This window comes from Streptomyces zhihengii (assembly GCF_016919245.1).
Taxonomy (GTDB): Bacteria; Actinomycetota; Actinomycetes; order Streptomycetales; family Streptomycetaceae; genus Streptomyces; species Streptomyces zhihengii.
Genome location: NZ_JAFEJA010000001.1, coordinates 1,562,105 through 1,587,682 on the forward strand (window position 1 = coordinate 1,562,105; position 25,578 = coordinate 1,587,682).

At 74.1% G+C, this 25,578-nt stretch carries 21 protein-coding genes; 15 read left to right on the forward strand and 6 right to left on the reverse strand.

What is annotated here, in order from left to right:
- Positions 1-184 precede the first annotated feature (184 nt).
- The 4 genes from JE024_RS06620 to JE024_RS06635 all read left to right on the forward strand — a co-directional run bounded on the left by JE024_RS06620 (position 185) and on the right by JE024_RS06635 (position 6,515).
- Positions 185-2,827 (forward strand): FUSC family protein, encoded by a 2,643-nt coding sequence (locus JE024_RS06620; protein WP_205372698.1) that lies wholly within the window; start codon positions 185-187, stop codon positions 2,825-2,827.
- Between the two features lie 229 nt (positions 2,828-3,056).
- Positions 3,057-3,896, forward strand: coding sequence for a TIM barrel protein (locus tag JE024_RS06625; protein ID WP_205372699.1), 840 nt, complete (start codon positions 3,057-3,059; stop codon positions 3,894-3,896).
- Positions 3,897-3,931: 35 nt separating this feature from the next.
- Positions 3,932-4,825 (forward strand): 2-hydroxy-3-oxopropionate reductase, encoded by an 894-nt coding sequence (locus JE024_RS06630; protein ID WP_205372700.1) that lies wholly within the window; start codon positions 3,932-3,934, stop codon positions 4,823-4,825.
- Positions 4,826-5,051: 226 nt separating this feature from the next.
- Positions 5,052-6,515, forward strand: a complete 1,464-nt coding sequence (locus JE024_RS06635) for a catalase (RefSeq protein WP_205372701.1) — start codon at positions 5,052-5,054, stop codon at positions 6,513-6,515.
- A gap of 646 nt (positions 6,516-7,161) precedes the next feature.
- Here the strand turns inward: JE024_RS06635 and JE024_RS06640 are convergent.
- Both JE024_RS06640 and gcl read right to left on the reverse strand, forming a co-directional pair.
- Positions 7,162-7,713: a YdeI/OmpD-associated family protein gene (locus JE024_RS06640; RefSeq protein ID WP_244882630.1), complete on the reverse strand. Its 552-nt coding sequence runs from the start codon at positions 7,711-7,713 to the stop codon at positions 7,162-7,164.
- A gap of 155 nt (positions 7,714-7,868) precedes the next feature.
- The gene (gene gcl, locus JE024_RS06645; RefSeq protein WP_205372702.1) at positions 7,869-9,656 is read right to left on the reverse strand and encodes a glyoxylate carboligase; all 1,788 of its coding nucleotides are present in this window, start codon (positions 9,654-9,656) and stop codon (positions 7,869-7,871) included.
- A 330-nt stretch (positions 9,657-9,986) separates the two neighbouring features.
- Here gcl and JE024_RS06650 point away from each other — a divergent pair, with 330 nt between their 5' ends.
- Complete coding sequence (locus tag JE024_RS06650; RefSeq protein WP_205376410.1) at positions 9,987-10,703, forward strand: hypothetical protein; 717 nt, start codon at positions 9,987-9,989, stop codon at positions 10,701-10,703.
- A 122-nt stretch (positions 10,704-10,825) separates the two neighbouring features.
- Positions 10,826-11,623 (forward strand): TIGR04222 domain-containing membrane protein, encoded by a 798-nt coding sequence (locus JE024_RS06655; RefSeq protein ID WP_205372703.1) that lies wholly within the window; start codon positions 10,826-10,828, stop codon positions 11,621-11,623.
- 21 nt (positions 11,624-11,644) lie between these two features.
- Here the strand turns inward: JE024_RS06655 and JE024_RS06660 are convergent, their stop codons facing one another.
- Complete coding sequence (locus tag JE024_RS06660) at positions 11,645-13,252, reverse strand: AMP-binding protein (protein WP_205372704.1); 1,608 nt, start codon at positions 13,250-13,252, stop codon at positions 11,645-11,647.
- Positions 13,249-14,931 carry an AMP-binding protein gene (locus tag JE024_RS06665; protein WP_205372705.1) on the reverse strand — a complete coding sequence of 561 codons (1,683 nt, stop codon included), beginning with the start codon at positions 14,929-14,931 and terminating at the stop codon, positions 13,249-13,251. The genes JE024_RS06660 and JE024_RS06665 overlap by 4 nt, the downstream gene beginning before the upstream one ends.
- 141 nt (positions 14,932-15,072) lie before the next feature.
- On the opposite strand from JE024_RS06665, the gene JE024_RS06670 reads away from it, so the two are divergent.
- The gene (locus tag JE024_RS06670; RefSeq protein WP_205376411.1) at positions 15,073-15,891 is read left to right on the forward strand and encodes a helix-turn-helix transcriptional regulator; all 819 of its coding nucleotides are present in this window, start codon (positions 15,073-15,075) and stop codon (positions 15,889-15,891) included.
- A gap of 157 nt (positions 15,892-16,048) precedes the next feature.
- Here JE024_RS06670 and JE024_RS06675 read toward each other — a convergent pair whose 3' ends face one another.
- On the reverse strand, positions 16,049-16,642 hold the full coding sequence (locus JE024_RS06675) for a TetR/AcrR family transcriptional regulator (RefSeq protein WP_244882632.1): 594 nt from the start codon (positions 16,640-16,642) through the stop codon (positions 16,049-16,051).
- Between the two features lie 59 nt (positions 16,643-16,701).
- Between JE024_RS06675 and JE024_RS06680 the strand changes: the two genes are divergently transcribed.
- Positions 16,702-17,667: a DUF1295 domain-containing protein gene (locus JE024_RS06680; RefSeq protein ID WP_205372706.1), complete on the forward strand. Its 966-nt coding sequence runs from the start codon at positions 16,702-16,704 to the stop codon at positions 17,665-17,667.
- A 96-nt stretch (positions 17,668-17,763) separates the two neighbouring features.
- Here JE024_RS06680 and JE024_RS06685 read toward each other — a convergent pair whose 3' ends face one another.
- Complete coding sequence (locus JE024_RS06685) at positions 17,764-18,300, reverse strand: helix-turn-helix domain-containing protein (protein ID WP_205372707.1); 537 nt, start codon at positions 18,298-18,300, stop codon at positions 17,764-17,766.
- Between the two features lie 205 nt (positions 18,301-18,505).
- Here JE024_RS06685 and JE024_RS06690 point away from each other — a divergent pair, with 205 nt between their 5' ends.
- The 7 genes from JE024_RS06690 (at position 18,506) to JE024_RS06720 (ending at position 25,576) form a co-directional block, all read left to right on the forward strand.
- Entirely contained in the window at positions 18,506-19,855 is a 1,350-nt protein-coding gene (locus JE024_RS06690; RefSeq protein ID WP_205372708.1) for an MFS transporter, read from the forward strand.
- A gap of 104 nt (positions 19,856-19,959) precedes the next feature.
- Positions 19,960-21,183 (forward strand): amidohydrolase family protein, encoded by a 1,224-nt coding sequence (locus tag JE024_RS06695; protein WP_205372709.1) that lies wholly within the window; start codon positions 19,960-19,962, stop codon positions 21,181-21,183.
- Positions 21,184-21,226: 43 nt separating this feature from the next.
- Positions 21,227-21,679 carry a nuclear transport factor 2 family protein gene (locus tag JE024_RS06700; protein ID WP_205372710.1) on the forward strand — a complete coding sequence of 151 codons (453 nt, stop codon included), beginning with the start codon at positions 21,227-21,229 and terminating at the stop codon, positions 21,677-21,679.
- Positions 21,680-21,689: 10 nt separating this feature from the next.
- Positions 21,690-22,628, forward strand: coding sequence for a dihydrodipicolinate synthase family protein (locus tag JE024_RS06705; RefSeq protein ID WP_205372711.1), 939 nt, complete (start codon positions 21,690-21,692; stop codon positions 22,626-22,628).
- On the forward strand, positions 22,621-23,823 hold the full coding sequence (locus tag JE024_RS06710; RefSeq protein WP_205372712.1) for an NAD(P)/FAD-dependent oxidoreductase: 1,203 nt from the start codon (positions 22,621-22,623) through the stop codon (positions 23,821-23,823). Before JE024_RS06705 ends, JE024_RS06710 begins: the two co-directional genes overlap by 8 nt.
- Positions 23,820-24,113, forward strand: a complete 294-nt coding sequence (locus JE024_RS06715) for a (2Fe-2S)-binding protein (RefSeq protein WP_205372713.1) — start codon at positions 23,820-23,822, stop codon at positions 24,111-24,113. Before JE024_RS06710 ends, JE024_RS06715 begins: the two co-directional genes overlap by 4 nt.
- Positions 24,110-25,576, forward strand: coding sequence for an FAD/NAD(P)-dependent oxidoreductase (locus tag JE024_RS06720; RefSeq protein WP_205372714.1), 1,467 nt, complete (start codon positions 24,110-24,112; stop codon positions 25,574-25,576). The genes JE024_RS06715 and JE024_RS06720 overlap by 4 nt, the downstream gene beginning before the upstream one ends.
- Positions 25,577-25,578: the final 2 nt, after the last annotated feature.

Below are 25,578 nucleotides of genomic sequence, written 5' to 3' on the forward strand. Positions count from 1 at the left end.
CGAGGCGCGTGGGCCCGGTCCTGCCGCCCGGGTGCCGGCCGTCGCCGTGTGCACGGCCTGCGGCCGTGTCCTCCATCGCCGGACGGGCTGGAGAAGCCGGCCCACGCGACGCCGGCGCAGCGACCTCCCGACACGACCCCGCAGCGAGCCGCGGCGCGGCGGCCTCGCCCGTAGGCTCGGCGGGGTGAGATGGCTGCGGGTCCTCGGGGCGATCCTGCGCGCCGGGCTGACGATCGAGCGCACCCGGCTCGAACCCCTGGTGGCGCTGCGCGCCGCCGCCGGAGTGGCGATCGTGGTCGGCCTGTTCCTGTGGCTGGTCTCCCCGGCCTACGCCGCCTCCTCCGCCCTGGGCGCGTTCTCCGCCGGGACGGCGACGTTCCAGCGGAGCTGGCGTCCGCGGAAGGTGCTGGCGCTCGGCGCCGGGGCCGGGCTCGCGATCAGCACGTTCTGCGGCTACGTGGCCGCCGGTCATCCGGTGTCGTTCCTGCTGGTGCTCGCCACCTGGACCTTCCTCGCCGGCATGGCGTGGTCGGCCGGGCCGACGGCGGGCATCGTCTCCTGCGCCACCGTCGCGGCGATGCTGGTCACCGTCACCCTGCCGACCTCGGTCACCGAGGCGCTGGAGCACGCCGGGGTCATCGCGTTCGGCGGGCTGGTGCAGGCGGCGCTGATCTGGGCCTTCCCCATCCGCCGCTGGGGCGCCCACCGGGACGCCCTCGCCGACGCCTTCGCCGCGCTGGCGGACTTCGCCCGTCGGCTGCGGCACGACCCCGAGGCGCCGTTCGACGCCGAGCCGATGACCACCGCCCGCGACGCGGCCACGCTGACGCCCTCGCAGGCCCGGCGGCGCCCCGCCGTGCTGCACGGGTCGCGCGGCCTCGCCGAACGCATCCGCCCGGTGCTGGCGACCCTCGCCGACCCCGAGGTCGGCGCCCCCGCCGAGGGCCCGGGCCGCGACCGCGCCCGGGACCTGCTGGCCACCGCCGCCGGGATCCTGGACGCCGCCGCCCGCGCCATCCGCCGCGGGGAGCCGGTCAACGTGCCGGAGCACTCCGTCGAGGCGCTGCGGCGCGACACCCGGGGCCCGGACCCCGCCGCGGGCGACGGGGAGGCCCGGGATTCCGGCTACGCCGAGTACGCCTCGTACGCCGGGTACGACGGTGACTTCGACCCGGGGGCGCTCGACGGGTCGGCCCTGCGCGCCGCCCGGCGCCTGGCCGACCTGCTGGAACAGGCGGTGGAGATCGCGGACAGCGGGGACGCCCTGGCTCCCACCCGCGCGGGCGGGAGCCAGGGCGACGGCGGGCCGCTGCGCCGGCCGACCATGCTGCGGCTGGTCCCCGTGCTGCACCGGGCGTTCCGGCGCGAGCTGCGCCGGGACTCCACGGTGCTGCGCCACGCCCTGCGCCTGGCGGCGGTGGCCTGCGCGGGCTACGGGATCGGGACGGTCGTCTCCCCCGACCACGGCTACTGGGTGCCGATCACGGCCGTGATGGTGATGCGCCCGGACTTCCACCAGACCTACGCGCGGGCGGTGGCCCGCCTCGCGGGGACGGCCGTGGGGGTGGGGCTCGCCACGGCCACCGTGCAGCTCGCGCACCCCGGCTCCTGGGTCACCGGCGCGCTGGCGGTGGTCGCCGCCGGGCTCACGTACCTGCTGATGCGCACCGGGTACGCCGCGTCCCAGTGCTTCACCGCCGCGTACGTGGTCTTCCTGCTCGGACTCGGCGGCGAGACCTGGCAGGAGACGGCCGGGGACCGGGTGCTGCTGACGCTGCTGGGCGGCGCGATGGCGATGACCGCGTACGCGCTCTTCCCGGCGTGGGAGACGCCGCGCATCCTCGACCGGCTCGCCGACCGGCTGGCCGGGACGGGCCGGTACGCGGCCACGGTGGTGCGCGGCTACGCGGAACCGGCCACGGAGAGCCGGTCCGAGGTCCATGACGCGCTGCTCGCGGGCCGCGCGGCGGACGCGGCGTGGAACGAGGCGTTCCTGCGGGCGAAGCAGGAGCCCGTCCTCCACCCGGGCCTGACCCGCGAGGAGGCCGAGGAGGCCGACGACGCGCTGACGTCGCTGGGGCGCGCGGCGATGCTGCTGGAGACCCATCTGCCGGGCCCGGACGCCCGCCCCTCCCCCGGCGCGAGCCGGTTCGCCGAGGCCCTGGAGGCCGACACCGAGCAGGCGGTGCGCGATGTGCGCCGCCGCCGCGCGCTGGACTGGGACCGGGTGGAGCAGGCGCTCGACGAGTGGAGCGACAACGACGACCCGGTCGTGCGCGGGGCGGCCGAGCTCCAGACGCGTGCGCTGGGCGAGCTGACGGCGGCGGTGAGCCGCTCGCCGCTGGAGCAGGACGTGGAGCCCACCCGCCAGGTCCGCCGCGTCCAGCGCGAGGTCGAGGCGGAGGAGTCGGGCACGACCCCGGCCCCGGCCCTCGCGGACCGCACCCCGCCCCCACCGGAGCCCGACACCCCCGAGGCCCCGGCCGACGGCGGCCGGACCGCCGGCCCCACCGACGACCGGGCCGCCGACCCCACCCCGGACCGCCCGGCCGACGCGGGTGCCGGCGGGGCGGCGGCGGCGCGGCAGGCGGCACCGGCGGGCGCAGGGCGGCGGCGGCGCGCGGCCGACCGCTCCGGCCGGAACCCAGCCGCCACCGGAGAACGCACCCCCGCCCCGAACCGCCCGGCCGACGCGGGCGGCGACAGGCCCGGCACCGCCGACGGCACCGGCCGTCGCGGGGCCGACGGCGCGCACGGCGCGCGGGACGGCGACGGCGGCCGGGACGCGTCGCGGTCCCGGCCCGCCGGTGAAGGCCGCCCGGACTGACGCCCGGCGGCGCCCCCGCCGCATCCCCGCCGCACCCTCGCCGAGCTGCACCGATCCCTCGTTCCGCGTGCTCCGGCGCCCTGCCGCCGGAGCGGTGCGGGCGGGGGCTCGGCGTCGGCCGGCGGACCGGGATTTTTGCCGGCGCGTCTTGACAGGCTCCGCACCCCCTGAGCAGAATTCCATTAAGCAGAAAGAAACTTCCGCAATACGGAAGGAGCGCACAACCCTCATGGGATACGCGGACCAGCGCTTCGATGTGAACCTCTCGATCCTCTTCACGGAACTCCCGCTCCTGGAGCGCCCCGCGGCCGCCGCCGCGGCAGGCTTCACGGCGGTCGAGCTGTGGTGGCCCTGGATCGACACCCCCACCCCGCCGCAGGCCGAGCTCGACGCCCTCAGGAAGGCGCTCGACGACGCCGGCACGCAGCTCGTGGGCCTGAACTTCTACGCCGGCGAGCTGCCCGGCCCCGACCGGGGTGCGCTCTCGCTCCCCGGCACGGAGTCCGACCGCTTCCGCGCCAACATCGAGGTGGCCGCCGACTTCGCCGCCTCGGTCGGCTGCACGGCGCTCAACGCCCTCTACGGCAACCGCGTGGACGGCGCCGACCCGCAGGTCCAGGACGCGCTCGCCCTGGAGAACCTCGCGCTGGCGGCCCGCGCGGCCGACCGGATCGGCGCGATCCTGCTCGTCGAGACCCTCAACAAGCCGGAATCGCCGCTGTACCCGCTGGTCAGCGCCCCGGCCGCGATCGACGTCGTCGACAAGGTGAACGCCGCGACCGGCCTCGGCAACGCCAAGTTCCTGCTGGACGTCTACCACCTGTCGATGAACGGCGAGAACGTCTCCGAGGTCATCGCCGCGTACGCCGACCGGACCGGCCATGTGCAGATCGCCGACAACCCCGGCCGCGGCGCGCCCGGCACCGGCTCGCTGCCGCTGGAGCGGCTCCTCGACGAGCTGCGGGCCGCCGGATACGAGGGCTTCGTCGGCCTGGAGTACAAGGCGGGCGACCGGCCCTCCGCGGAGGCCTTCGACTGGCTCCCGGCCGCGGCGCGCCCCGCCAACTGACCTCACGCAGTACCTGTTTCGAGAAAGGCACCCTCATGAGCAGCTCCCTCCCCAAGGTCGCGTGGATAGGTCTCGGCATCATGGGCTCCCCCATGTCCGAGAACCTGCTGAAGGCGGGCTACCCCGTCACCGGCTTCACGCTGGAGCAGGACAAGCTGGACCGCCTCGCCGCGGCCGGCGGCACCGCCGCCGCCTCGATCGCCGAGGCGGTCGCCGACGCCGATGTCGTGATCACGATGGTGCCCGCGTCCCCGCAGGTCGAGGCGATCGCCTACGGTCCCGACGGCATCCTGGAGAACGCGAAGCGGGGCGCGCTGCTGATCGACATGTCGTCGATCACCCCGCAGACCTCGATCGACCTGGCGAAGGCCGCCGCGGAGAAGGGGATCCGCGTGCTGGACGCCCCCGTGTCCGGCGGCGAGGCGGGTGCGATCGAGGCCGTGCTGTCCATCATGGTGGGCGGCGAGCAGGCCGACTTCGACACCGCGGAGCCGATCCTCGAGGCCCTCGGCAAGACGATCGTGCTGTGCGGCCCGCACGGCTCCGGCCAGACGGTGAAGGCCGCCAACCAGCTCATCGTGGCCGTCAACATCCAGGCGTGCGCCGAGGCCGTGGTCTTCCTGGAGAAGTCCGGTGTGGACCTGGCGGCCGCGCTGAGCGTGCTGAACGGCGGCCTGGCCGGCTCGACCGTGCTGACCCGCAAGAAGGACAACTTCCTGAACCGGGACTTCAAGCCCGGCTTCCGTATCGACCTGCACCACAAGGACATGGGCATCGTGACCGACGCCGCCCGTACCGTCGGCGCAGCGCTCCCGGTGGGCTCGGTCGTCGCCCAGCTCGTCGCCTCGCTGCGCGCCCAGGGCGACGGCGGGCTCGACCACTCGGCGCTGCTGCGCGCGGTCGAGCGCCTCTCCGGCGCCCAGGTCTGATCCACGGGCCCTCCCCCCGCCGCCGCCCGGCACCCGCCGGGCCCGCGGCCCCCGATACCCCGGTCGGCGTCGGCGCTGACACCTGTCCTGTCGCGCCCAGGCGCCGACGCCGACCGGAACATCACCCACCGCTTTCAACAAACTGTTGACGTTTTCTTCGCGGCGAATCTACGCTCCTCGAACCGTCAGCCAGTGCAGCTCCCGTACGGAAGGCCGAACCGATTCCATGACGCAGCGCGTGCTTACCACCGAGTCAGGCGCCCCGGTCGCCGACAACCAGAACTCCGCCTCCGCCGGTGCCGGCGGCCCGCTCCTCCTCCAGGACCAGCACCTGCTGGAGAAGCTCGCGCGCTTCAACCGTGAGCGGATCCCGGAGCGCGTGGTGCACGCCCGCGGTTCCGGTGCCTACGGCTACTTCGAGGTCACCGACGACGTCACCGCGTACACCCGGGCCGACTTCCTCTCCGAGGTGGGCCGGCGCACCGAGACCTTCCTGCGCTTCTCCACCGTGGCCGACTCCCTCGGCGGCGCGGACGCGGTCCGCGACCCGCGGGGCTTCGCGCTGAAGTTCTACACCGAGGAGGGCAACTACGACCTCGTCGGCAACAACACCCCGGTCTTCTTCATCAAGGACCCCATCAAGTTCCCCGACTTCATCCACTCCCAGAAGCGCGACCCGTTCACGGGCCGCCAGGAGCCGGACAACGTCTGGGACTTCTGGGCGCACGCCCCCGAGGCGACCCACCAGGTGACCTGGCTGATGGGCGACCGCGGCATCCCCGCCTCGTACCGCCACATGAACGGCTACGGCTCGCACACCTACCAGTGGACCAACGCGGAGGGCGACGCCTTCTTCGTGAAGTACCACTTCAAGACCAACCAGGGCGTGCGCTCGCTCTCCTCGGAGCAGGCCGCCGAACTGGTCGGCCAGGACGCGAACTCGCACCAGACGGACCTGCTCCAGGCCATCGAGCGCGGTGTGAACCCGTCCTGGACGCTGTACGTCCAGGTCATGCCCGCCGCCGAGGCCGCGGAGTACCGCTTCAACCCGTTCGACCTCACCAAGGTGTGGCCGCACGCCGACTACCCGCTCCAGCGGGTGGGCCGCCTGGTGCTCGACCGCAACCCGGACAACGTCTTCGCCGAGGTCGAGCAGGCCGCGTTCTCGCCGAACAACTTCGTGCCGGGCATCGGCCCCTCGCCGGACAAGATGCTCCAGGGCCGCCTGTTCGCCTACGCCGACGCCCACCGCTACCGGCTCGGTGTGAACCACACCCAGCTCGCGGTGAACGCGCCGAAGGCGGTGGCCGGCGGCGCCGACAACTACGGCCGCGACGGCCTGATGGCCACCCGCCGCGGCTCGCGCCACGACAAGAACTACGAGCCCAACTCGTACGCGGGCCCCGCGCAGACGGACGCCGCGCTCTCGGCCCCGCTCGCGGTCCAGGGCTGGACCGGCACCCACGCCGCGCCCGCCCACGTCAAGGACGACGACTTCTTCCAGGCGGGCGAGCTCTACCGGCTGATGTCCGAGGAGGAGAAGCAGCGTCTGGTCGCGAACATCGCCGGCGGCCTGTCCCAGGTCACCCGTGACGACGTGATCGAAAAGAACCTGGCCCACTTCCACGCCGCCGACCCGGACTACGGCAAGCGCGTGGAGGCGGCGGTCCGCGCCCTGCGCGAGGACTGAGCCGGCAAGCTGCGTCCGGGGCCCGACGGGAGGTCGGCCCCGGACGCGAACCCCGCGCCGTGCGGCTCCGATGAGGGGTGGCCGCACGGCGCGGCGCAGGCGAGGACCGCGGCGGTCGGGAGATGCCAGTGCGGTGGTGAAGGCCACCGGCGCCCTCTCCGACCTGACGTGAGGCGCGCCGGGCGGTCAATCGCCCCCGCCGCGGTCCCGGCCTCACCCGGGGATCCGTCCGGCGGTGCGAATGTTCCACCCAGTCGGCCTCGCACCGTCGGGCGGGCACACGTTCCCGGGTACCCACCCTCACTCCTCCCGGCTCGGGCGCGCGGCCGGTATACGGTCCCGTACCGCGCGTCCGACGATCAGGGCCCGGCCTCCGCACAGAGGCCGGGCCCTGTCGCATGCGCGGGCGCGGCTGACCGTGCGGGCGCGGTGCCCGGCATGTGGCACCAGGCGCGGTGCGGGGCCCGACGCGGCGCGGCTGCGGCGCCCCGTACGCGCGCGGAGCGTGCGCCGTGCGCGCGCCGGCTACGGCGCGGGTGCGGTGGCCCGTACGCGAGCGCGGTGCGCGGGGACGGCCCGCCCACGGCGCGGGGCGTACGCGCGGTGCGCGTGCGCCCTGTGTGCGGCGCGGGCGTGCGGCGCCGGCTCAGGGGACGCGGTCGCCCGCCGCGAGGGCGGTCACCGCGCGGTCGAGGCGGGCGCGGCGGGTGCGGTCCGTCCTGGCCTTCAGCAGGCCGAGCACGATGCGGTAGCGCTCCGTCCTGCCCAGCCCCTCGAAGGCCGCGCGCGCCGACGCGTTCTCGGCGAGCGCCGCTTCGAGGTCCTCCGGGACGCCGGCCTCGCGCTGCGAGGCGTACGCCGCGTCCCAGCGGCCGTCCGCGCGGGCGGCGGCGACCTCCGCGAGGCCCGGATCCCGCATCCGCCCGGCGGCCGTGAGCTCGGCGACCCGGGCGATGTTGACCTGGGACCAGGTGCTGCGGGGCCTGCGGGGCGTGATCTTCTGCAGATAGCGCACCCCGTCGCCGGAGCGCCGCAGTCCGGTGATCCAGCCGTAGCAGAGCGCGGCGTCGTTGACGTCGCCCGCCGTGGGCGAGGGCACCCCCGAGTCCTTCCGGGCGACGGCCACCCACAGGCCGGCGGCCGTGCCGTGGTGCCGCTCCAGCCAGCGCTCCAGGTCGGCCAGGCCGTCGAAGGCCACCAGCGGCAGCCCGTCCGGCGTCTCGATGAGGGCCTCCCGTGTCCGGTGCCGGGAACCTTCCGCGTCCGGTCCCCGGGAGAGGGAGCAGCATACGCCGAGGGGCCGTCCACCGGATCGGTGAACGGCCCCTGGGCGCGGGGAAGTCGGCGTGCCGGTCAGACCTTCAGCGGGCTGACGGCGGTCGGCGCGTGGCCGGGCTCCGTGGCCAGCTCCTCGAACTCGGAGATGTCGCTGATGTCCATCGTCCGGCTCATGGAGATGTTGGTGATCCGCTCCAGGATCGCCTCGACGACGACCGGGACCCGGTACTCCGCGGCGAGCTTCTTCGCCTCCTCGAAGGCCGGCAGCAGCTGGTCCGGCTCGGTGACCCGGATCGCCTTGCAGCCGAGGCCCTCGACGACCTTGACGTGGTCCACGCCGTAGACGCCGAGCTCGGGCGAGTTGATGTTCTCGAACTCCAGGTTGACCTGGAAGTTGATGTCCAGGCCGATCTGGGCCTGGCGGATCAGGCCCAGGTAGGAGTTGTTGACGAGCACGTGGACGTACGGGATCCGGTGCTGGGCGCCGACCGCCAGCTCCTCGATCATGAACTGGAAGTCGTAGTCGCCCGAGAGCGCGACGACCTGCGCCTCCGGGTCCGCGGTGGCGACGCCGAGCGCGGCGGGGACCGTCCAGCCGAGCGGGCCGGCCTGGCCGCAGTTGATCCAGTGGCGGGGCTTGTAGACGTGCAGCATCTGCGCGCCCGCGATCTGGGAGAGGCCGATGGTGGTGACATAGCGCGTCTCGGGCCCGAAGGCGCGGTTCATCTCCTCGTAGACGCGCTGCGGCTTCAGCGGGACGTTGTCGAAGTGCGTCCGGCGCTGGAGGGTGGCCTTGCGCTCGGCGGCGGAGGCGATCCACGCGCTCCGGTCGGGCAGCCTGCCCGCCGCCTTCAGCTCCCGGGCGACCTCGACGAACAGCTCCAGGGCGGCCTTGGCGTCGGAGGCGATGCCGTAGTCCGGGGCGAAGATCTTGCCGATCTGGGTGGGCTCGATGTCGACGTGGACGAACTTCCGCTCGCCTCGGTAGACGTCGAGCTTGTAGCCGGTGTGGCGGTTGGCCCAGCGGTTGCCGATGCCGAGGACGAAGTCGGACTCCAGGAAGGTCGCGTTGCCGTAGCGGTGCGAGGTCTGGACGCCGACCATGCCCGCGTTGAGCTCGTGGTCGTCCGGGATGGTGCCCCAGCCCATCAGGGTGGGGATGACCGGGGTGCCGGTGATCTCGGCGAACTCGACGAGCAGGGCGGCGGCGTCGGCGTTGACGATGCCGCCGCCGGCGACGATCAGCGGGCGCTCGGACTCCAGCAGGAAGCCGATCGCCTTCTCGATCTGGGCGCGGGTCGCCGTCGGCTTGTAGACCGGCAGCGGCTCGTAGGTCTCCGGGTCGAAGTCGATCTCGGTGAGCTGGACGTCGATGGGCAGGTCGATCAGGACCGGGCCGGGACGGCCGGAGCGCATCAGGTGGAACGCCTGCTGGAACACGCCGGGGACCTGCGCGGCCTCCAGGACGGTGGTGGCGGCCTTGGTGACCGGCTTCGCGATGGACGCGATGTCGACGGCCTGGAAGTCCTCCTTGTGGATCACGGCGACCGGGGCCTGGCCGGTGATGCACAGGATCGGGATCGAGTCGCCGATCGCGGAGTACAGGCCGGTGATCATGTCGGTGCCGGCCGGGCCCGACGTGCCGATGCAGACACCGATGTTGCCCGGGTGGGTCCGGGTGTAGCCCTCCGCCATGTGGGAGGCGCCCTCGACGTGCCGGGCGAGCGTGTGGTCGATGCCGCCGCCGGCCTGGAGGGCCTTGTAGAAGGGGTTGATCGCGGCGCCCGGCACTCCGAACGCGTGGGTGACGCCTTCACGCTTGAGGATCTCAACTGCCGCTCGGGCTGCGGTCATACGAGGCATGGGGTGCTCCTGCTCCGGCTGGGGGATCGGGCTCCGTCGCGCCACCTGGGAACGCCCGACCCCGTGTCGGTCCTTGTTTCCGCCCTGTTTCCACAATGCGGAAGTCATGTTCTGCTATACGGAAGCAATCTAAATCGCGCGCCGGGCGGCGTCAAGGGAGACGGCCGGGCGGCCACGGGCCGGGGGCGGGGGCCGGAGTGCGCCAGCGCACAAGGGGGCGCAGTCGGAGAAGTGCCTCCCCAACCGCCGTTCCGTGATGGACGATGGAGCTCAGCCGCAGCCGTCGAGGGGGAGCTGCCGCCACGCATGAGGGGAAGGTGTGCCGCGATGATCGAGAGCGTGCCGGTCCGCTGCCCGGCCTGCCGGCGCGACCACCTGTACGCGGCGCCGGTCTACCCGTGCGCCTGCGGCGCCCCGCTCGCACCGCCGCTGCTGCGCGCCGCTCCCCCGGAGGTCGTCACCCACCGCACCTGGACGGACGACTGGGTGACGGTCCGCTGCCCGGCGTGCGAACGGCAGGACCAGTGGCCCCAGCCGGAGCTCGGCTGCCCGTGCGGCGCGGTGCTGCGCATCGCCGTCCGGCCGGTGAGCGCGCCGCCCAGACCCGCCGCGGCGCCGCCGCCCGCACCCTCGCGGCTGATACCGCCGCCCTCACCGGCCGCCGCCCGCCCCACCTTCCGGCCCGTCACGATCCGCACGGCCCGCGACGCCGTGACCGCGGCCGCCATGTATCTGCGCTGGCTCGGCTTCACCGACGTCGTCCGGCCGGGCAACGGCGCGAGCGCCGGCATCGACCTGCGCGGCACAGGCGTCGTCGCCCAGGTCGACCCCTCCACCCGCCCCACCTCGCTGCGCGACGTCGAATGCCTCTGGCTCAACGGGCTCGCGGCCTCCGCCCACGGGGTCTGCTTCTCCCTGGCCGGATACGCGGACGAGGCACGCACCCGGGCCGACGGCCTCGGGATACCGCTCTTCGTGATGGACCTCACCGGCTGCCCCCAGCCCGTGAACGCGCCCGCGGACGAACTCATCACGACCGTCACGTAGCGGACGCATCCGGCGAAAGCTCAAGGAGCGCTCAAACTTGCCGTGTTCGGGCTTCGCACCCCGCCCGGCCCGGGCATGAATCCTCCAGGGGCGTGCACCGCCCCGCGGGGGAGGTGGGCGCGATGCCCGTCGACATGTGGTGGTTCATCGGCGGCGCCTGGACGCTGCTCGCGGCGGCGGGCGCCCTGCTGCTCGCACCGGCGCCGGGCGCACGTCACGGCGGCCCGGCGCCCGACGCGCAGTCGGTCGCCCTGCTGCGCGGCGGCCGCCGGGCCGCCGTGACGGTGGCGCTGGTCGCGCTCCAGCAGCGCGGCGCGGTCACCAGCGGACGCCGGGGCACGATACGGGTCGACGGCTGGGGCACCGCCGTGCGCGACCCGCTCCAGCTCGCCGTGCACACCTCGCTGCGGCGCGCCGTCGGCATAGGGGTGCTGCTCACCGCGCCCCGCGTGCGCAGAGCCCTCGACGCGCTCCGCGACGGCTGCGCGCGGGCCGGACTGCTCCGCGCCAACCGGCGCTGGCGGACGGCCCGGGGACTGCTGTACGCCGTGCCGGTGACGGTGGCCGCCGGGCTGCTGCTCCACCGGCCGGCCGTCCCGGACGCGCCCCTGCGGGTGGGCGTCGCCGCCCTGACGCTCGCGGCGGCCGCCGCGCTGTGGCGGGTGCGGCGGCAGACGCCCGCGGGCCTGCGCCTGCTCGCGTCCCTGCGCGACGCCCATCCCCTGGAGACCCGCCGCGCGTCCGGCCCCCGCGTCCTGATGTCCGTCGCCCTCCACGGCGACCGGGCCCTGCTGCTCCACACCCCCCACTTCGCCCGCGACGGCGGCCTGCTGGGCACGGGCGGCACCGACCACGGCTTCACCCCCGACGAACGCGCCTCCGGCCGGGGGACGGACACGAGCGCGGGCGACCCGGCCTGAACCGTGGGGCGGGCCCGCCCCTCACCCCCCGAAGCGGCGGCGCAGTTCGATCTTGCGGACCTTGCCGCTCACCGTCATGGGGAACTCGTCGAGGATCTCCAGGCGGCGGGGGATCTTGTAGTGGGCGAGGCGGTCGCGGCAGAAGGACGTGACGTCGTCCAGGGACGGGGGCCGGGCGGCGTCGCGGGGGATGACGCAGGCGAGGATCTCCTCGCCGTAGCGCTCGTCGGGCACGCCGACGACCTGGACGTCGGCGATGCCGGGGTGGGTGTGGAGGAACTCCTCGATCTCCCGCGGGTACACGTTCTCGCCACCGCGGATGATCATGTCCTTGATGCGGCCGACGATCCGGACGCAGCCGTCCTCGCGCATGACGGCGAGGTCGCCGGTGTGCATCCAGCGTCCCGCGTCGACGGCCTCGGCCGTCTTCTCGGGCTGCTCCCAGTAGCCGAGCATCACGCTGTAGCCGCGGGTGCGCAGTTCGCCCGCCTCGCCGCGCGGGAGGGTCACCCCGGTCGCCGGGTCGGCGATCTTCACCTCGACGTGCGGCAGGACCCGGCCCACGGTGCCGGTGCGGCGCTCCAGGTCGTCGTCGCGCCGGGTCTGGGTGGAGACGGGGGACGTCTCCGTCATGCCGTAGCAGATGGAGACCTCCGCCATGTGCATCTCGCCGACCACCCGCTTCATGACCTCCACCGGGCACGGGGAGCCGGCCATGATGCCGGTGCGCAGGGTGGAGAGGTCGTAGGAGGCGAAGTCCGGGAGGTTCAGCTCGGCGATGAACATGGTGGGCACCCCGTAGAGCGAGGTGCAGCGCTCCTGTTCGACGGTGCGCAGGGTCGCCGCCGGGTCGAAGGAGGGCGCCGGGATCACCATGCACGCGCCGTGCGAGGTGGCCGCCAGATTGCCCATGACCATGCCGAAGCAGTGGTAGAAGGGCACCGGGATGCAGACGCGGTCGTGTTCGGTGTAGGCGATCGTCTCGCCGACGAAGTAGCCGTTGTTCAGGATGTTGTGGTGGGAGAGCGTGGCCCCCTTGGGAAAGCCGGTGGTGCCCGAGGTGTACTGGATGTTGACGGGGTCGTCGCAGGACAGCAGGGCCTCGTGGGCGGCGAGCCGTTCGTCGTCGACGGTGCGGGCGGCGTCGAGGAGGAGGTCCCAGGAGCCGTCCCCGATGTAGTGCACGGCCCGCAGCCCGGGGCAGTCGGCGCGCACCGCGTCGACCATCGCGCGGTAGTCGCTGCCCTTGTGGCTCTGCGAGGCGACGAGCAGCGAGACCCCGGCCTGGTTGAGCACGTACTCCAGCTCGTGCGCGCGGTAGGCCGGGTTGATGTTGACCATGATCGCGCCGATGCGGGCGGTGGCGTACTGGACCAGCACCCACTCGGCGCAGTTGACCGCCCAGATGCCGACCCGGTCGCCGCGGCCGATGCCCGAGCCGAGCAGGCCGCGGGCGAGCTGCCGCACGGTGTCACCGAACTCGGCGTAGGTCCAGCGGGTCCCGGCGGCCACGTCGACGAGGGCCTCGCGGTCGGGCCAGGCGGCGACCGCCCGGTCGAGGTTCGCGCCGATCGTGTCGCCGAGCAGCGGTGTGTCCGACGCCCCGTGGGCGTACGAGAGGGCGGTCATCGCAGGTCCCCTTCGCTGTACTCGGCGGCCGAGCCCTCCGCCGTGAGGCGGCGCAGCTCGACCCGGCGGATCTTGCCCGACACCGTCTTGGGCAGGTCGGCGAACTCCAGCCGGCGGATGCGCTTGTAGGGCGCGAGGACGGCCCGCGAGTGCTCGAAGAGGATCCTGGCCGTGTCCGGTCCGGGCTTCCAGCCCTCCGCGAGGACGACGTACGCCTTCGGCACGGCGAGGCGCAGCGGGTCGGGGGCGGGCACCACGGCGGCCTCGGCGACCGCCTCGTGTTCGAGCAGCGCGCTCTCCAGCTCGAAGGGGCTGATCTTGTAGTCGCTGGCCTTGAAGACGTCGTCGGAGCGCCCGATGTAGGTGATGTAGCCGTCGGCGTCGCGGGAGCCGATGTCGCCGGTGCGGTAGAAGCCGCCGGCCATCGCCTCGGCGGTGCGTTCCGCATCGCCGTGGTAGCCGGTCATCAGCCCGACGGGCGCGGCGGAGAGGTCGAGCGCGATCTCGCCCTCCGCCGCGCCGGGTTCACCGGTGACGGGGTCGAGGAGCTCCACCGTGTAGCCGGGGCTGGGGCGGCCCATGGAGCCGGTCTTCAGCGGCTGGCCGGGGCTGTTGGAGACCTGGACGGCGGTCTCGGTCTGGCCGAAGCCGTCGCGGACGGCGACGCCCCAGGCCCGGCGCACGGCCTCGATGACCTCCGGGTTGAGCGGTTCCCCGGCGGCCACGACCTCGCGCGGCGGGGTCACGAGCGAGCCGAGGTCCGCCTGGATGAGCATCCGCCACACCGTCGGCGGCGCGCAGAAGCTGGTGACGCCCGCGCGGTCCATCTCGGTCATCAGCCGGGCGGCGTCGAAGCGGGTGTAGTTGTGGATGAAGACGGTCGCCTCGGCGTTCCAGGGCGCGAAGAGGTTCGACCAGGCGTGCTTGGCCCAGCCGGGCGAGGAGATGTTGAGGTGCACGTCGCCGGGCCGCAGTCCGATCCAGTACATCGTCGCCAGGTGGCCGACGGGATAGGACACATGGGTGTGCTCGACCAGCTTGGGGCGGGCGGTGGTGCCGGAGGTGAAGTAGAGCATCAGGGTGTCGTCGGCGCGGGTGGGCCCGTCCGGCTCGAAGGCGTCGGGGCTCGCGTCGGCGCCCGCGTAGGGCAGCCAGCCCGCCGCCCCGCCCGGGTCGCCGACGCAGACGCGGGTGAGGTCGCCGGGGACGCCGTCGAACTTGGCGACGTCCTCGGGGCGGGCCACCACGTGCCGGACACGGCCGCGCTCCACGCGGTCGACGAGGTCGGCGGTGCCGAGCAGGGGGGTCGCCGGGATCACGACCGCGCGCAGCTTCATCGCGGCGAGCGCGGTCTCCCACAGCTCGGTCTGGTTGCCGAGCATGACGAGGATCCGGTCGCCGGCCGTGACGCCCTGCCCGCGCAGCCAGTTGGCCACCCGGTCGGAGCGGCGGGCCATGGCGGCGAAGCTCACCCGGGTCTCGGTGCCGTCCTCCTCGACGATGTGCAGGGCGGTGCGGTCGTTGTCCCGGGCGATGACGTCGAACCAGTCGAGCGCCCAGTTGAAGTGCTCGAACCGGGGCCAGGCGAAGCCGTCGCGGGCCGCCGCCCAGTCCTCCCGGTGTCGCAGCAGAAGGTCCCGGGCGGCCCGGAACCTCTCCGTCGCGCTGCCTGACGTCATGTGTCCTCCTCGTTGCGGGACCGGCGTCCGCCATCGTGTAATCGGTGACGCAGGTCTCACTACCCCCGGACGGGGGTGTCGTCCCCGGGCGGCGACCGACGGGAGGTACGGGGCGTGGGCGGAGCCGGTGAAGCGGTGGAGATGCGGACGGCGCTGCTGCGGCTGCGGCGCTCGACCGGGCTGCCCGTCGCGTTCGGCGGTCTGCTGGACGGCGGCGGGCCGCTGCGCATCGCGGAGCTGACGGGCGCGGCCACGGGCGCGCTGCGGGGACTGGCGATCCGCAGCGGCAACGGGCTCGGCGGCCGGTCGATGGCGCTGTCCCGGCCGTGCGCGGTGACGGACTACCCGCAGGCCCGCCACATCAGCCACGAGTACGACGCGGCCGTGGCGGCCGAGGGGCTGCGGTCCGTGGTCGCCGTGCCGGTCGTCGTGGGCCGCGCCGTGCGGGGCGTCCTGTACGGGGCGCTGCGGCAACCGCTGGCGCTCGGCGACCGGGTGCTCGACGCGGCGGTGGCGGCGGCCCGGGACGTGGAGCAGGCGCTCGCCGTCCGGGACGGCGCCGAGGCCGCGATCGCCGTGGTCAGGGAGCCGGCGGGTGGTGAGGCTGCGGGCGGTGAGCCGGGCGCGTGGGAGGCGGTCCGCGCGGCCCACGGCGACCTGCGGGCACTCGCTCCCCGGATCGCCGATCCGCTGCTGCGCGAGGAACTGCTGGAGGTGTGCGCCCGGCTGGCCGGGGCGGGCGGCGGACGGCCCGCGGGGCCTGCCGTCGCCCTGGCGCCGCGCGAGCTGGACGTGCTGAGCTGTGTGGCGGGCGGCGCGACCAACGCGTCCGCCGCCGCCCGGCTGGGGCTGCGGCAGGAGACGGTGAAGAGCTATCTGCGCTCGGCGATGCGCAAGCTGGGGGTGCGCACCCGGCTGGAGGCCGTGACGGCGGCGCGCCGGGCGGGGCTGCTGCCGTAGGGCGGCGCGGGACGGCTGCGGCGCGGCGGCCGCCGGCTCGGCGGGGTCCGGCGCGGGGCGGCGCGCGGCCGTCGGTCGCCGGAACCCGTGGTGCCGTTCGCCGCCGCGAGGGCGCCGGGCGGCGCCGGGCAGCCGGTCACCGGTCACCGGTCACCGGTCACCGCAGGATGCGGCGGATCACGACCGCGGCGGCGGCGATGTCGGCCGGTTCGCCGGTGATCAGTTCGCGGTAGTAGAAGGACTCGCCGACCCGTGTGACGGCATAGGCGAGGGTCGCGGCGTCGGTGTCCTCCGGTTCGCCGATCTCGGTCCGGATGAGCTGGGTGAGCGTGGAGGTCATCCGGTGCTGCATGACCCCGTCGCGGGAGGTCATGACCTTCAGGGCGGTGTCGGCGTGCTCCGCGACGAAGCGCCGCATCGCGGGGAGTCGCGCACTGGTGTGGAGCAGGGCGTGGACGAGTTCGGCGATGCCGTCGGCGCCCCGCCCGCGGCAGCGGGGGTGCACGCGGGCGAACTCCTCGGTGGCGATGCTCCAGATCGCCTCGCCGAGCAGCCGGTCGCGGTCCCCGTAGCGCCGGTACAGGGTGGCGCGGCCGATGCCGGCCTCCTGCGCCAGGGCGCGGGCGTCGATCCACCCGTCGCGCCGGAACATCGCGACGGCGGCGCGCAGTACGGGGTCGTCCGGGGAGAGCGGCGCCGGGGGCTCCGGCGGTGCCTGGGGGGCCGGCGACGCTTGCGAGGGAGACATCATGACCCTAGTGTCTCACCTGAGACACTCCAAGCATGGTGTCTCAGGTGAAAGGAGTGCCTGTGGCCGTCCTGAAGCGAGCCGCGCCGTTCATGGTCTACGCAGTGGTGTTCGCCGCCCTCGCGTCCCGGAGCGATGTCGCGGTCTTCGCCGTCGTCAACCTGGCGGTTCAGCTCGCCGTGTTCGCGGTGGCCGCGTGCGTGCCCGCCCACCGGACCGGGTTCATGTCGTACGTGGACGTCGCCTGGCCGTGGGGCCTCGCGGCGCTCGGGGTCCAGGTCCTGCTCTTCGGCGACCTCACCTCCCCCGCGACCGTCGCGGTCGGAGCGGTCTATCTGCTGATGGGACTGCGCATGGGCGCGTGGGCCCTCCGCTTCATGGTGATCGCCCGGCTGCCCGCCGAACTGCCCCGCTACCGCTACCAGCGGCGCCGGTGGGAACGGGACGGCTTCCGCAGCGAGAGGCTGTCGCTCCAGGTCGAGATCATGGTGCAGTGCGGGGCCAACGCGTCGGTGCTGGCGATCCCCGCCCTCCTCGCCACCACGCCGTCGGCGTCCCTCGGAGCCGTGGGCCTGGCCGCCGTCGCCCTGTGGGCGGCGTTCTTCGCACTGGAGTCCGCGGCCGACCGGCAGAAGGCGCGGTTCGCCGCGCGGTGCCGGCGCGAGGGGGTGCGCCGCACCTGCGACACCGGCCTGTGGCGCCACAGCCGCCACCCCAACTACTTCGGTCAGTGGATGCAGTGGAACAGCCTGATCCTGCTGTCCCTCCCCACCGCGGCGGGCCAGTGGTCCGACGCGCCCGCAGCGCTCGGCGTACTCACCCTCGGGGGCCTGGTCTGGATCTCCTGGACGATGTACCACACGCTCGTCCACTACACGGGCGCCGTGCCCGCGGAGCACTTCAGCAGCCGCAGGCGCCCGGACTACGCGCACTACCAGCGCACGACCAACCGGTTCTTCCCCGGGCCCCGGCGACCGCTCGGCGACGGGGAGACCACACCCGGGACAGGAGCCGTCCGCGGCGCGTAGCGGAGGAAACGGCGGACCGGCCCCCGCCCGTCCCGCGCCGCCCCGCCCCGCGCACCGCGCGGGCGGCCAGGGGCCGGGCGGTCAGGGGTTGGGCGGTCAGGGGTTGGGCGGTGTCACCGAGACGATGAACTCGACGGTCTCCGGGGTCTCGTTGCGGTACCGGTGCGCCTGACGCCCGTCGAACGTGATCGCCTCGCCCACCACCACCGTGCGGCTCTCGCCGCCGAGTTCGACCGTGAGCGTCCCCGTGAGCACGAAGGCGCATTCCAGCGAGGGGTGCGCCCACAGCTCGTCGGACGTCGACTCCCCCGGCGCGAGGACCCCTCGCAGGACCTCCATCTGCCCGTTGCTCGGCGTCAGACGCTCGTAGCGGAGCCGGCCGCGCGGCCCGGTGATGGTGGAGCGCTCGCCGGGGCGGCTCACCCACACCGGCGGGCTGTGCTGGTCGTCGAAGAGCGAGGAGACGGACTCGCCGAAGAACGCGGCGAGGCTCCGCAGCGTGGCCAGACTCGGCTCCGTCACACCTCGTTCGATCTGACTGAGCAACGTCGCCGACACACCCGTCTCGGCGGCCAGAGCCCGCAGGCTCAGTCCGCGGGTGGTCCGAAGCATCCGCAGTTGCTGACTGATCATGCGCCCCTCGTAAAGCCTCACTGCACACACTGCGTGTAGCACTGCATGTCATTGTTATCTAAACCAGAGCTTTGTAAAGCTTGACTGCACACTGGTGCTCGACTTAGCGTCCGGATGACGGGCTGAGCGAGGGACGAGCCGCACGACGAGCTCCTGCCGCCCCCGTCCCCACCGAGCGTTCCACCAGCTGGCTAGGAGTCTACGTATGGCTGTTCCCGCGGAAATCGAACCCTCCGACGGCCGATCCCTGCGCCGGGTCGTGGTGTCGAGCTCCGTCGGCACCGCGATGGAGTGGTACGACTACTTCCTGTACGTGGCCGGCGGCACCCTGCTGTTCGACAAGCTCTTCTTCCCGCAGCTCAGCCCCGCCGTCGGAACGATCGCCGCACTCGGCACGCTCGCGGTCGGCTCGCTGAGCAAGCCGCTGGGCGGCCTGATCTTCGGCCATCTCGGCGACCGGCTCGGCAGGAAGACCACCCTGGTGCTCACTCTGGTGCTCATGGGGGCGGCGACCACACTGGTCGGCCTGCTGCCCACCGCCGCGACCATCGGCATCTGGGCGCCGGTGCTGCTGATCGTGCTCCGCTTCGTCCAGGGTCTGGCCGCCGGCGGCGAATGGGGCGGCTCGGTACTCCTCGTGGCCGAGCACACCCCGGCGCACCGCCGCGGCTTCTACACCAGCATGACGCAGTCGGGGATCGCCCTCGGATTCCTCGCCGCGACCGGCATATTCGCCCTGTTCTCGGGCGTGCTGACCCAGCAGCAGTTCGAGAGCTGGGGCTGGCGCGTCCCCTTCCTGCTCAGCGTCTTCCTGGTGGCCCTCGGCCTCTACATGCGGCTCAGGATCGGCGAGAGCCCCGAGTTCGCCGCCCTCCGGGAGGAGGGCAAGGCCGCCCGCGCCCCGATCGCCGAGGTGCTGCGCGACCACCGCAAGAGCTCCCTGGTCACCATCGGCGCCCGCCTCGGCGAGTCGGGATTCTCCTCGCTCGTGCAGCTCGCCGTCCTCGTCTACGGCGTCGACGTGCTCGGCATCAGCCCGACCGTGGCCCTGCTGGCGCTGATGACCGGCTTCGGGGTCGAGATGGTGACCATGGTCGCGTTCGGACGGCTCAGCGACCGCGTCGGCCGCAGGCCCGTGTACATGGCGGGTGCGGTGGCGGCCGCCCTCATGGCCTTCCCCCTCGTCTGGATGCTGGGCACCGAGAACACCCTGTTCGTGTTCCTCGCCGTCGTCCTCGCCTTCGGTGTCGGGCACGCCGGAATGATCGGCGCCGTGCCGAGCTTCTTCACCGAGCTCTTCCCCGCGAACCTCCGCTACAGCGGGATGTCGGTCAACCTGATCTCCGGCGGCATCACCGCCGTGTTCCCGCTGGCCGTCTCCTCGCTGATCCTGCTCGCCGGCGGATCGCTCTGGCCCCTGGCCGGACTCCTCGCCGTGATCGCCCTCGTCGGTCTGCTCTCCACCTACTGGGCCGACGAGACCCACCACCCCGCACCCACCGCCGTCCCCGGGCCGGAGCGGGCCCCGGCCGTGGCAGCCGGCCCCGCGGACTGAGCCGGAGCCGGGCTCGGCCGCACCGCGGCACGGCACACACCGCGCCCACCCCACACAGGACCGCGCACCGCGCGCAACACCGCACACCGCACGGGAGAACCGACATGCACGCACAGCCGAACGACCTGGTGATCGCCGGGGCACGTGTCTTCGACGGCACCTCGGACCACGCTCCGCAGCAGCAGGCCATCTGGGTCAGCGGGGACCGCATCCGACGGGTGGGCCCCGTCGACGAGGTCCTGCGCGAGGCGTCCGCCGCCGACCCGCGGATCATCGACGCGCCCGACGCCACCGTGCTCCCCGGGCTGATCAACATGCACGTCCATCTGGACCTCGCCCTCCCCGGCGACCTGGCCCGCGTGGCCATGCTCAGCGACCCCGAACTCGCCCTGCACATGGCGGAGGAGGCACGCCTCACCCTCCTCGCCGGCGTCACCACCGTGCGCCTGACCGGCACCTACGGGCACCTCGACTTCGCGCTCCGCAACTCGATCGAGAGCGGCCGCACCCTCGGACCGCGGATCCGCACGGCCGGTCAGCTCGTCTGCTCCACCGGCGGTCACGGGTGGCAGCGCAGCCGCGAGGCCGACGGCCCCGCCGGCTTCGCGAGCGCGGTCCGCGAACAGATCAAGCACGGGGCCGACTTCATCAAGCTCGCCGTGTCCGGCGGCATGGCCGGAGAGCACGAGAAGGTGACGACCTCGCAGCTCCGTGACGACGAACTCGACGCCGTGCTCGAGGTCGCGCACGCCTGGGGACGCAAGGTGACGGCCCACGCCGGCCCCGCCGGACCCACCGTCGAGGCCGTCCGCCGCGGCCTCGACTGCGTCGAGCACGGCTACGAACTGACCGACGAGCTGTGCCGGCTGATGGTCGAGCGCGATGTCACCTACGTGCCCACCATCACCGTCACCCGGTGCAGGGAGTTCTTCCAGCGGCACAACATGCCCGTCTGGATGCAGGACCGCGCGCTCGCCTGGGGGGACCGCCACTGGGAGAGCCTGGAGAACGCCGTCCGTCACGGCGTCACCATCGCCCTGGGCAGCGACATGCCGCCGCACGCCGAGTTCGACGGCACCTCGGCGACCGTGCGCGAACTCGAGTTCATGGTGGAGGCGGGGATGACCCCGCACGCCGCCCTCGTCGCCGCCACCTCGGCCGGCGCCCGCTGGCTGGACATGGACGGCGAGATCGGATGCGTCCGCGAAGGCGCCCTCGCCGACCTCGTCCTGGTGGCGGGCGACCCGCTCCGGGACATCTCCGCGATGCGCGACCTGCGCATGGTGGTCAAGGGGGGCCGCACGGTCCTCGACCGGCGGACGCGATGACCGCCCCGGCCCGCCCCCTCCCCTGCGACCCGAAGGACCACGGATGACCGACGTACACGCCGAAGGGCACGTGCGCGCCCTGATAGGGGACCTCTACGCGGCGCTCGGCGACTGGGACGCGTTCGCCCGCCGGCTCGACCCGCGGGTCACCGTCTGGGAGAGCGACGCGGACGGGATGCTGCACGGCACCGGCCAGGTCGACGCCCTGCGCACACGGCGCCGGGCCGGCCTCACCGCCGCCACCGTGCCGCTCTCCGTGACCCCGGAGGACCTGCTCGTCGACACCTGGCAGGACGGCGCCGTCGCCCGCTACGTGCTGCGCGCGGCCTATCCGGGACACCTGTCCGACCAGTGCTACCGGGTGACCGACGTGCTGCGCCGCTCGGACGCCGGCTGGCACATCGTGCATCACCACTCCGAGGCGCTGCCGCGGGAGCCCGCCGCCGCCGCGGGGCCGCGGAGCACCGGTGGGACGACACCTCCGCAGGCGCGGTGAGGGAGCAGCCATGGATCGCGACACCGTCACCTGGCGCGGGTACATACCCGCGGTCACCACACCGTTCACCCGCCACGGCGCCCTGGACACCGGGGCCCTGCACGCCCAGTTGGCGTGGCTCGTCGACGAGGGCGTCCACGGAGCGATCCTGGCGGGCACGAGCGGTGAGTGGTTCTCGATGTCGGCCGGGGAGCGGGCCGAGCTGTTCACCGCGGGCGCGCGGCACCGGAGCGCGGCGTTCCCCGTCATCGGGGCCTGCAACGCCTTCACCCCCGGGGAGGCCGTCGCGCACGCCCGCGCGGCACAGGCCGCAGGACTCGACGGCATCCTCCTCACCCCACCGCCCTACGTGGTGCCCAACCGCGCCGAGATCGTGGCCTTCTACCGGGCCGTCAGCGACGCGACCGACATCCCCCTCACGGTCTACAACTGGCCCCGGGGCTGCGTCGTGGACATGGACACCGACCTGCTGAGCGAGCTCGCCGACCTGGAGAACGTGGTCGCGGTCAAGAACTCGACGGGCGACTTCTCCCGGTTCCTGGAGGCGATGTACGCCCTGGAGGGCCGTGTGCGGTACTTCGGACTGCCCACCGACGGCCTCGGCGCCGACCTCGCGCTGCTCGGCCACGGGGACGGGCTGATGGGCACGGGCGGTGTCCTCGGCCGGGACCACCCGGGCTTCTGGGACGCGATCGACCGGGGCGACCGGGAGCGCGCCCTCGAACTGGGCCGCCGGGACCGCGTCCTGATGCGGGAGTGGTTCCGGCCCGACTACGGGGCCCGGTTCGGCAACCAGCAGGCCGTCATCAAGACCGCGCTGAGGCTGCGCGGCGTCCCGGCCGGATTCGTCCGGGCACCGCTGCTCGACCTCGCCCCGCACGAGACCGCCCGCGTGGAGGCGACCCTGCGCGGCCTCGGCGTCGAGACCGTGCCCCTGCGCGATGAGTGAGAGGTGCGACCTCGTGGTCGTCGGCGGCGGGCTGCTCGGCTGCCTCACCGCGTGGATCGCCGCCCGGGACGGCGCGCGGGTGCTGCTCGCCGACAAGGACCAGGTGAACCAGCACGCCTCCGGCCAGAACGCGGGCAGTCTCCACTTCCAGCTGGAGTACCGGATGGTCGAGGCCGGCCCCGAGGCCGCCCGCGTCGCCGCCGAGGCGATGCCCCTGCACCTCGACGCCGCGGCCCGGTGGGCGCGGCTGGAGGACGAGATCGGGGAACCGCTCGGGGTGCGCCGCGCCGGCGGGCTGATGGTCGCCGAGAACGCGGACCAGGTCCGGACGCTGCGGTTCAAGGCGGAGCTGGAACGCTCCTGGGGGCTCGACGTCCGCACCCTGGACCGCGCCGAACTCGACGTTCTCGCGCCCTATCTGGCACCAGGGGTCGTCGCCGCCAACCTCAGCCCTCTGGAGGGCAAGGCGGACGCCAGGACGGCTGCCCCCGCGGCCTGCCGTGCGGCCGTCCGGGCGGGTGCGACGGTACGCACCCGCTGCCGGCTGACCGGTGCCGACCGGGTGCCGGGCGGCTGGGACCTCACGTTCCGGGAGTCGGACCGCGCGGGACGGACGCAGGACCGCACCGTGCGGACGTCCGCGGTCGTCCTCGCCGCGGGTGTGTGGACGACGGGACTCGGCGCGCTGTTCCACGCCGAGCTCCCCACCGTGCCGCTCGCCCTCACCATGACGGTCACGTCCAGGATTCCGCGTTTCCTGCCCCATCTCGTCCAGCACGCCGGGACGCGGCTGTCCCTCAAGCAGTCGGCCGACGGCACGGTGCTCGTCGGCGGCGGCTGGCCGGCCCGGCTGGCCCGCGACGCCGACGGCGCGCCCGCGTTCGACCGCAAGCACCACCTCGTTCCGCGGTCCGTCGCGGGCAACGCCGGTGCCGCCGTGCGCACCGTCCCCGCGCTGGAACGGGTGCCCGCGCTGCGGATCTGGGTCGGGGCGACCACCGTCGCCCCGGACCAACTGCCCCTCGTCGGACCGGTCGCGGGTGCTCCGGGCGTGTTCGTCGCCACCGGTGGTTCGGCGTTCACCCTCGGCCCGAGCTTCGCGCACCTGCTGGCCCGCCTCGTCTCGGGCCGCTCGCCCGAGATCGACCTCGCCCCCTACGACCCGGCCCGCTTCACCGAGAGGAGCACGGTATGACCCCCGACCCGGCCTGGCGGCCCACCCGGCGGCGGCCCGGCGGCACCCCCGTCACCGTCGTCGTGGACGGGCGCCCCCTTCCCGCAGCCCCGGGCGACACGGTGGCGGCGGTCATGATGCTGGCGGGCGCCTCCTTCCGGAGGGACCGCGACGGCGGCCCCCGGGCGCCCCTGTGCAACCTCGGGGCCTGCTTCGAGTGCGCCGCCACCGTCGACGGCCGGCCGCTGACCCGCACCTGTCTCACACCGGTGCGCGAGGGCATGACCGTCGAGACGCGGGAGCGGCGATGACCTTCGACCTCGCCGTCGTCGGGGCCGGCCCGGCCGGCATGGCGGCCGCCCTCGCCGCCGCGGACCGGGGTCTGCGCGTCGTGGTCGTCGACGAGCAGCAGCGCGCCGGCGGCCAGATATTCCGGCGGCCGCCCCCCTCGCGCGACACCGCCTTCCGCCCCTCCGCCGGCTACGCCTGGGCCGCCGGCCTGATCCGCCGATTCGACTCCGACACCCGGCTGACCAAGCGATTCGGCTGGTCGGCGGTCGGGGCGCTGTACGACGACGACCGGCCCGGCGTCCTGGAGCTGGCCGTCGACCGCCCCGGCGACGGCCTGCGGGTGATCGCCGCGCGCAGGCTGCTGATCGCGACGGGCGCCTACGACCTCCCCGTGGCCTTCCCCGGGTGGACCCTGCCGGGCGTGGTCATGGCGGGTGGCGCGCAGACCCTGGTCAAGGCCCAGCACATCGCGCCCGTGGGCGATGTCGTCCTCGCGGGCGCGCACCCGCTGCTGCTGCTGGTGGCCGACAAGCTGATGCGCGAGGGCGTCACCGTCCGGGAGGTCGCCTTCGCGCAGGGCGTCCCGAAGCCGGCGGAGCTGGTCCGTGCACTCGGCGCCGTACCCGGCCACGTCCGGATGCTCGCGGAGGCCGGTGGCATCGTGGCGGGGCTCGTACGGAGCGGTGTGCGCCTGTCGACCCGTACCGTCGTCACCGCCGCGGAGGGCGCGGACCGCCTCTCGCGGGTCCGCCTCGCCCGCCTGGACCGGAGCGGGCGGACGACCGGCCCCGCACGCGCCGTCGAGGCCGCCCATCTCGTCCTCGGGTACGGGTTCTCCCCGTCGACGGACCTCGCCCGCCAGCTCGGGTGCGACCTGCGGTGGGCCTCGGCCCGCGGCGGCTGGGTGGTCGCCCACGACGAACGTCTGCGCACGTCCGTCCCCCATGTCCTCGTCGCGGGGGAGCCGTCCGGCGTCGCCGGCGCGGACCACGCCCGCGCCCAGGGAACCCTGGCGGGGCTGGTCGCCGCCGCGGAGCTCGGACACCCCGTGCCCGCCCCGGCCTTCGCCGCGGCGCGGCGCGCCGTGCGCCGGGCGGCCCGCTTCGCCACCGTCGTGCAGCGCCTGTTCGCACCGGACCGCGAGGCACTCGGGCGGCTCGCCACCCCGGACACGCTGATCTGCCGGTGCGAGGCGGTCACCCGTGCCGACCTCGACGCCTGCCTCGCCGCGTCCCCGTTCATCAGCGGAGTGAACGCGCTGAAGCTCTCCTGCCGTGCCGGCATGGGCCCGTGCCAGGGCCGCTACTGCGAGAGCGGCGTCGCCTCCGTCCTCGCCGCCGCCCGTGGGCGGCACATCGGCCTGGGCGGGAGTTTCGCCGCCCATCTGCCGATCCGGCCCGTCCCGCTCGGCGACCTCCGCGCCCTCGATCCGGACGCCTCGGGGGACCGCCCCGGCGGCGACGAGACGCCACCCGGGCCGTAGCC

What these genes read in the sequence shown, in the direction of transcription:
- JE024_RS06695 (WP_205372709.1), top strand. Translation starts at nt 19,960, where the DNA reads ATGCACGCACAGCCGAACGACCTGGTGATCGCCGGGGCACGTGTCTTC.
- JE024_RS06670 (WP_205376411.1), top strand. Translation starts at nt 15,073, where the DNA reads ATGCGGACGGCGCTGCTGCGGCTGCGGCGCTCGACCGGGCTGCCCGTC.
- JE024_RS06635 (WP_205372701.1), top strand. Translation starts at nt 5,052, where the DNA reads ATGACGCAGCGCGTGCTTACCACCGAGTCAGGCGCCCCGGTCGCCGAC.
- JE024_RS06665 (WP_205372705.1), bottom strand. Translation starts at nt 14,931, where the DNA reads ATGACGTCAGGCAGCGCGACGGAGAGGTTCCGGGCCGCCCGGGACCTT.
- JE024_RS06720 (WP_205372714.1), top strand. Translation starts at nt 24,110, where the DNA reads ATGACCTTCGACCTCGCCGTCGTCGGGGCCGGCCCGGCCGGCATGGCG.
- JE024_RS06710 (WP_205372712.1), top strand. Translation starts at nt 22,621, where the DNA reads ATGAGTGAGAGGTGCGACCTCGTGGTCGTCGGCGGCGGGCTGCTCGGC.
- JE024_RS06690 (WP_205372708.1), top strand. Translation starts at nt 18,506, where the DNA reads ATGGCTGTTCCCGCGGAAATCGAACCCTCCGACGGCCGATCCCTGCGC.
- JE024_RS06685 (WP_205372707.1), bottom strand. Translation starts at nt 18,300, where the DNA reads ATGATCAGTCAGCAACTGCGGATGCTTCGGACCACCCGCGGACTGAGC.
- JE024_RS06630 (WP_205372700.1), top strand. Translation starts at nt 3,932, where the DNA reads ATGAGCAGCTCCCTCCCCAAGGTCGCGTGGATAGGTCTCGGCATCATG.
- JE024_RS06675 (WP_244882632.1), bottom strand. Translation starts at nt 16,642, where the DNA reads ATGATGTCTCCCTCGCAAGCGTCGCCGGCCCCCCAGGCACCGCCGGAG.
- JE024_RS06625 (WP_205372699.1), top strand. Translation starts at nt 3,057, where the DNA reads ATGGGATACGCGGACCAGCGCTTCGATGTGAACCTCTCGATCCTCTTC.
- JE024_RS06660 (WP_205372704.1), bottom strand. Translation starts at nt 13,252, where the DNA reads ATGACCGCCCTCTCGTACGCCCACGGGGCGTCGGACACACCGCTGCTC.
- JE024_RS06705 (WP_205372711.1), top strand. Translation starts at nt 21,690, where the DNA reads ATGGATCGCGACACCGTCACCTGGCGCGGGTACATACCCGCGGTCACC.
- gcl (WP_205372702.1), bottom strand. Translation starts at nt 9,656, where the DNA reads ATGCCTCGTATGACCGCAGCCCGAGCGGCAGTTGAGATCCTCAAGCGT.
- JE024_RS06655 (WP_205372703.1), top strand. Translation starts at nt 10,826, where the DNA reads ATGCCCGTCGACATGTGGTGGTTCATCGGCGGCGCCTGGACGCTGCTC.
- JE024_RS06715 (WP_205372713.1), top strand. Translation starts at nt 23,820, where the DNA reads ATGACCCCCGACCCGGCCTGGCGGCCCACCCGGCGGCGGCCCGGCGGC.
- JE024_RS06700 (WP_205372710.1), top strand. Translation starts at nt 21,227, where the DNA reads ATGACCGACGTACACGCCGAAGGGCACGTGCGCGCCCTGATAGGGGAC.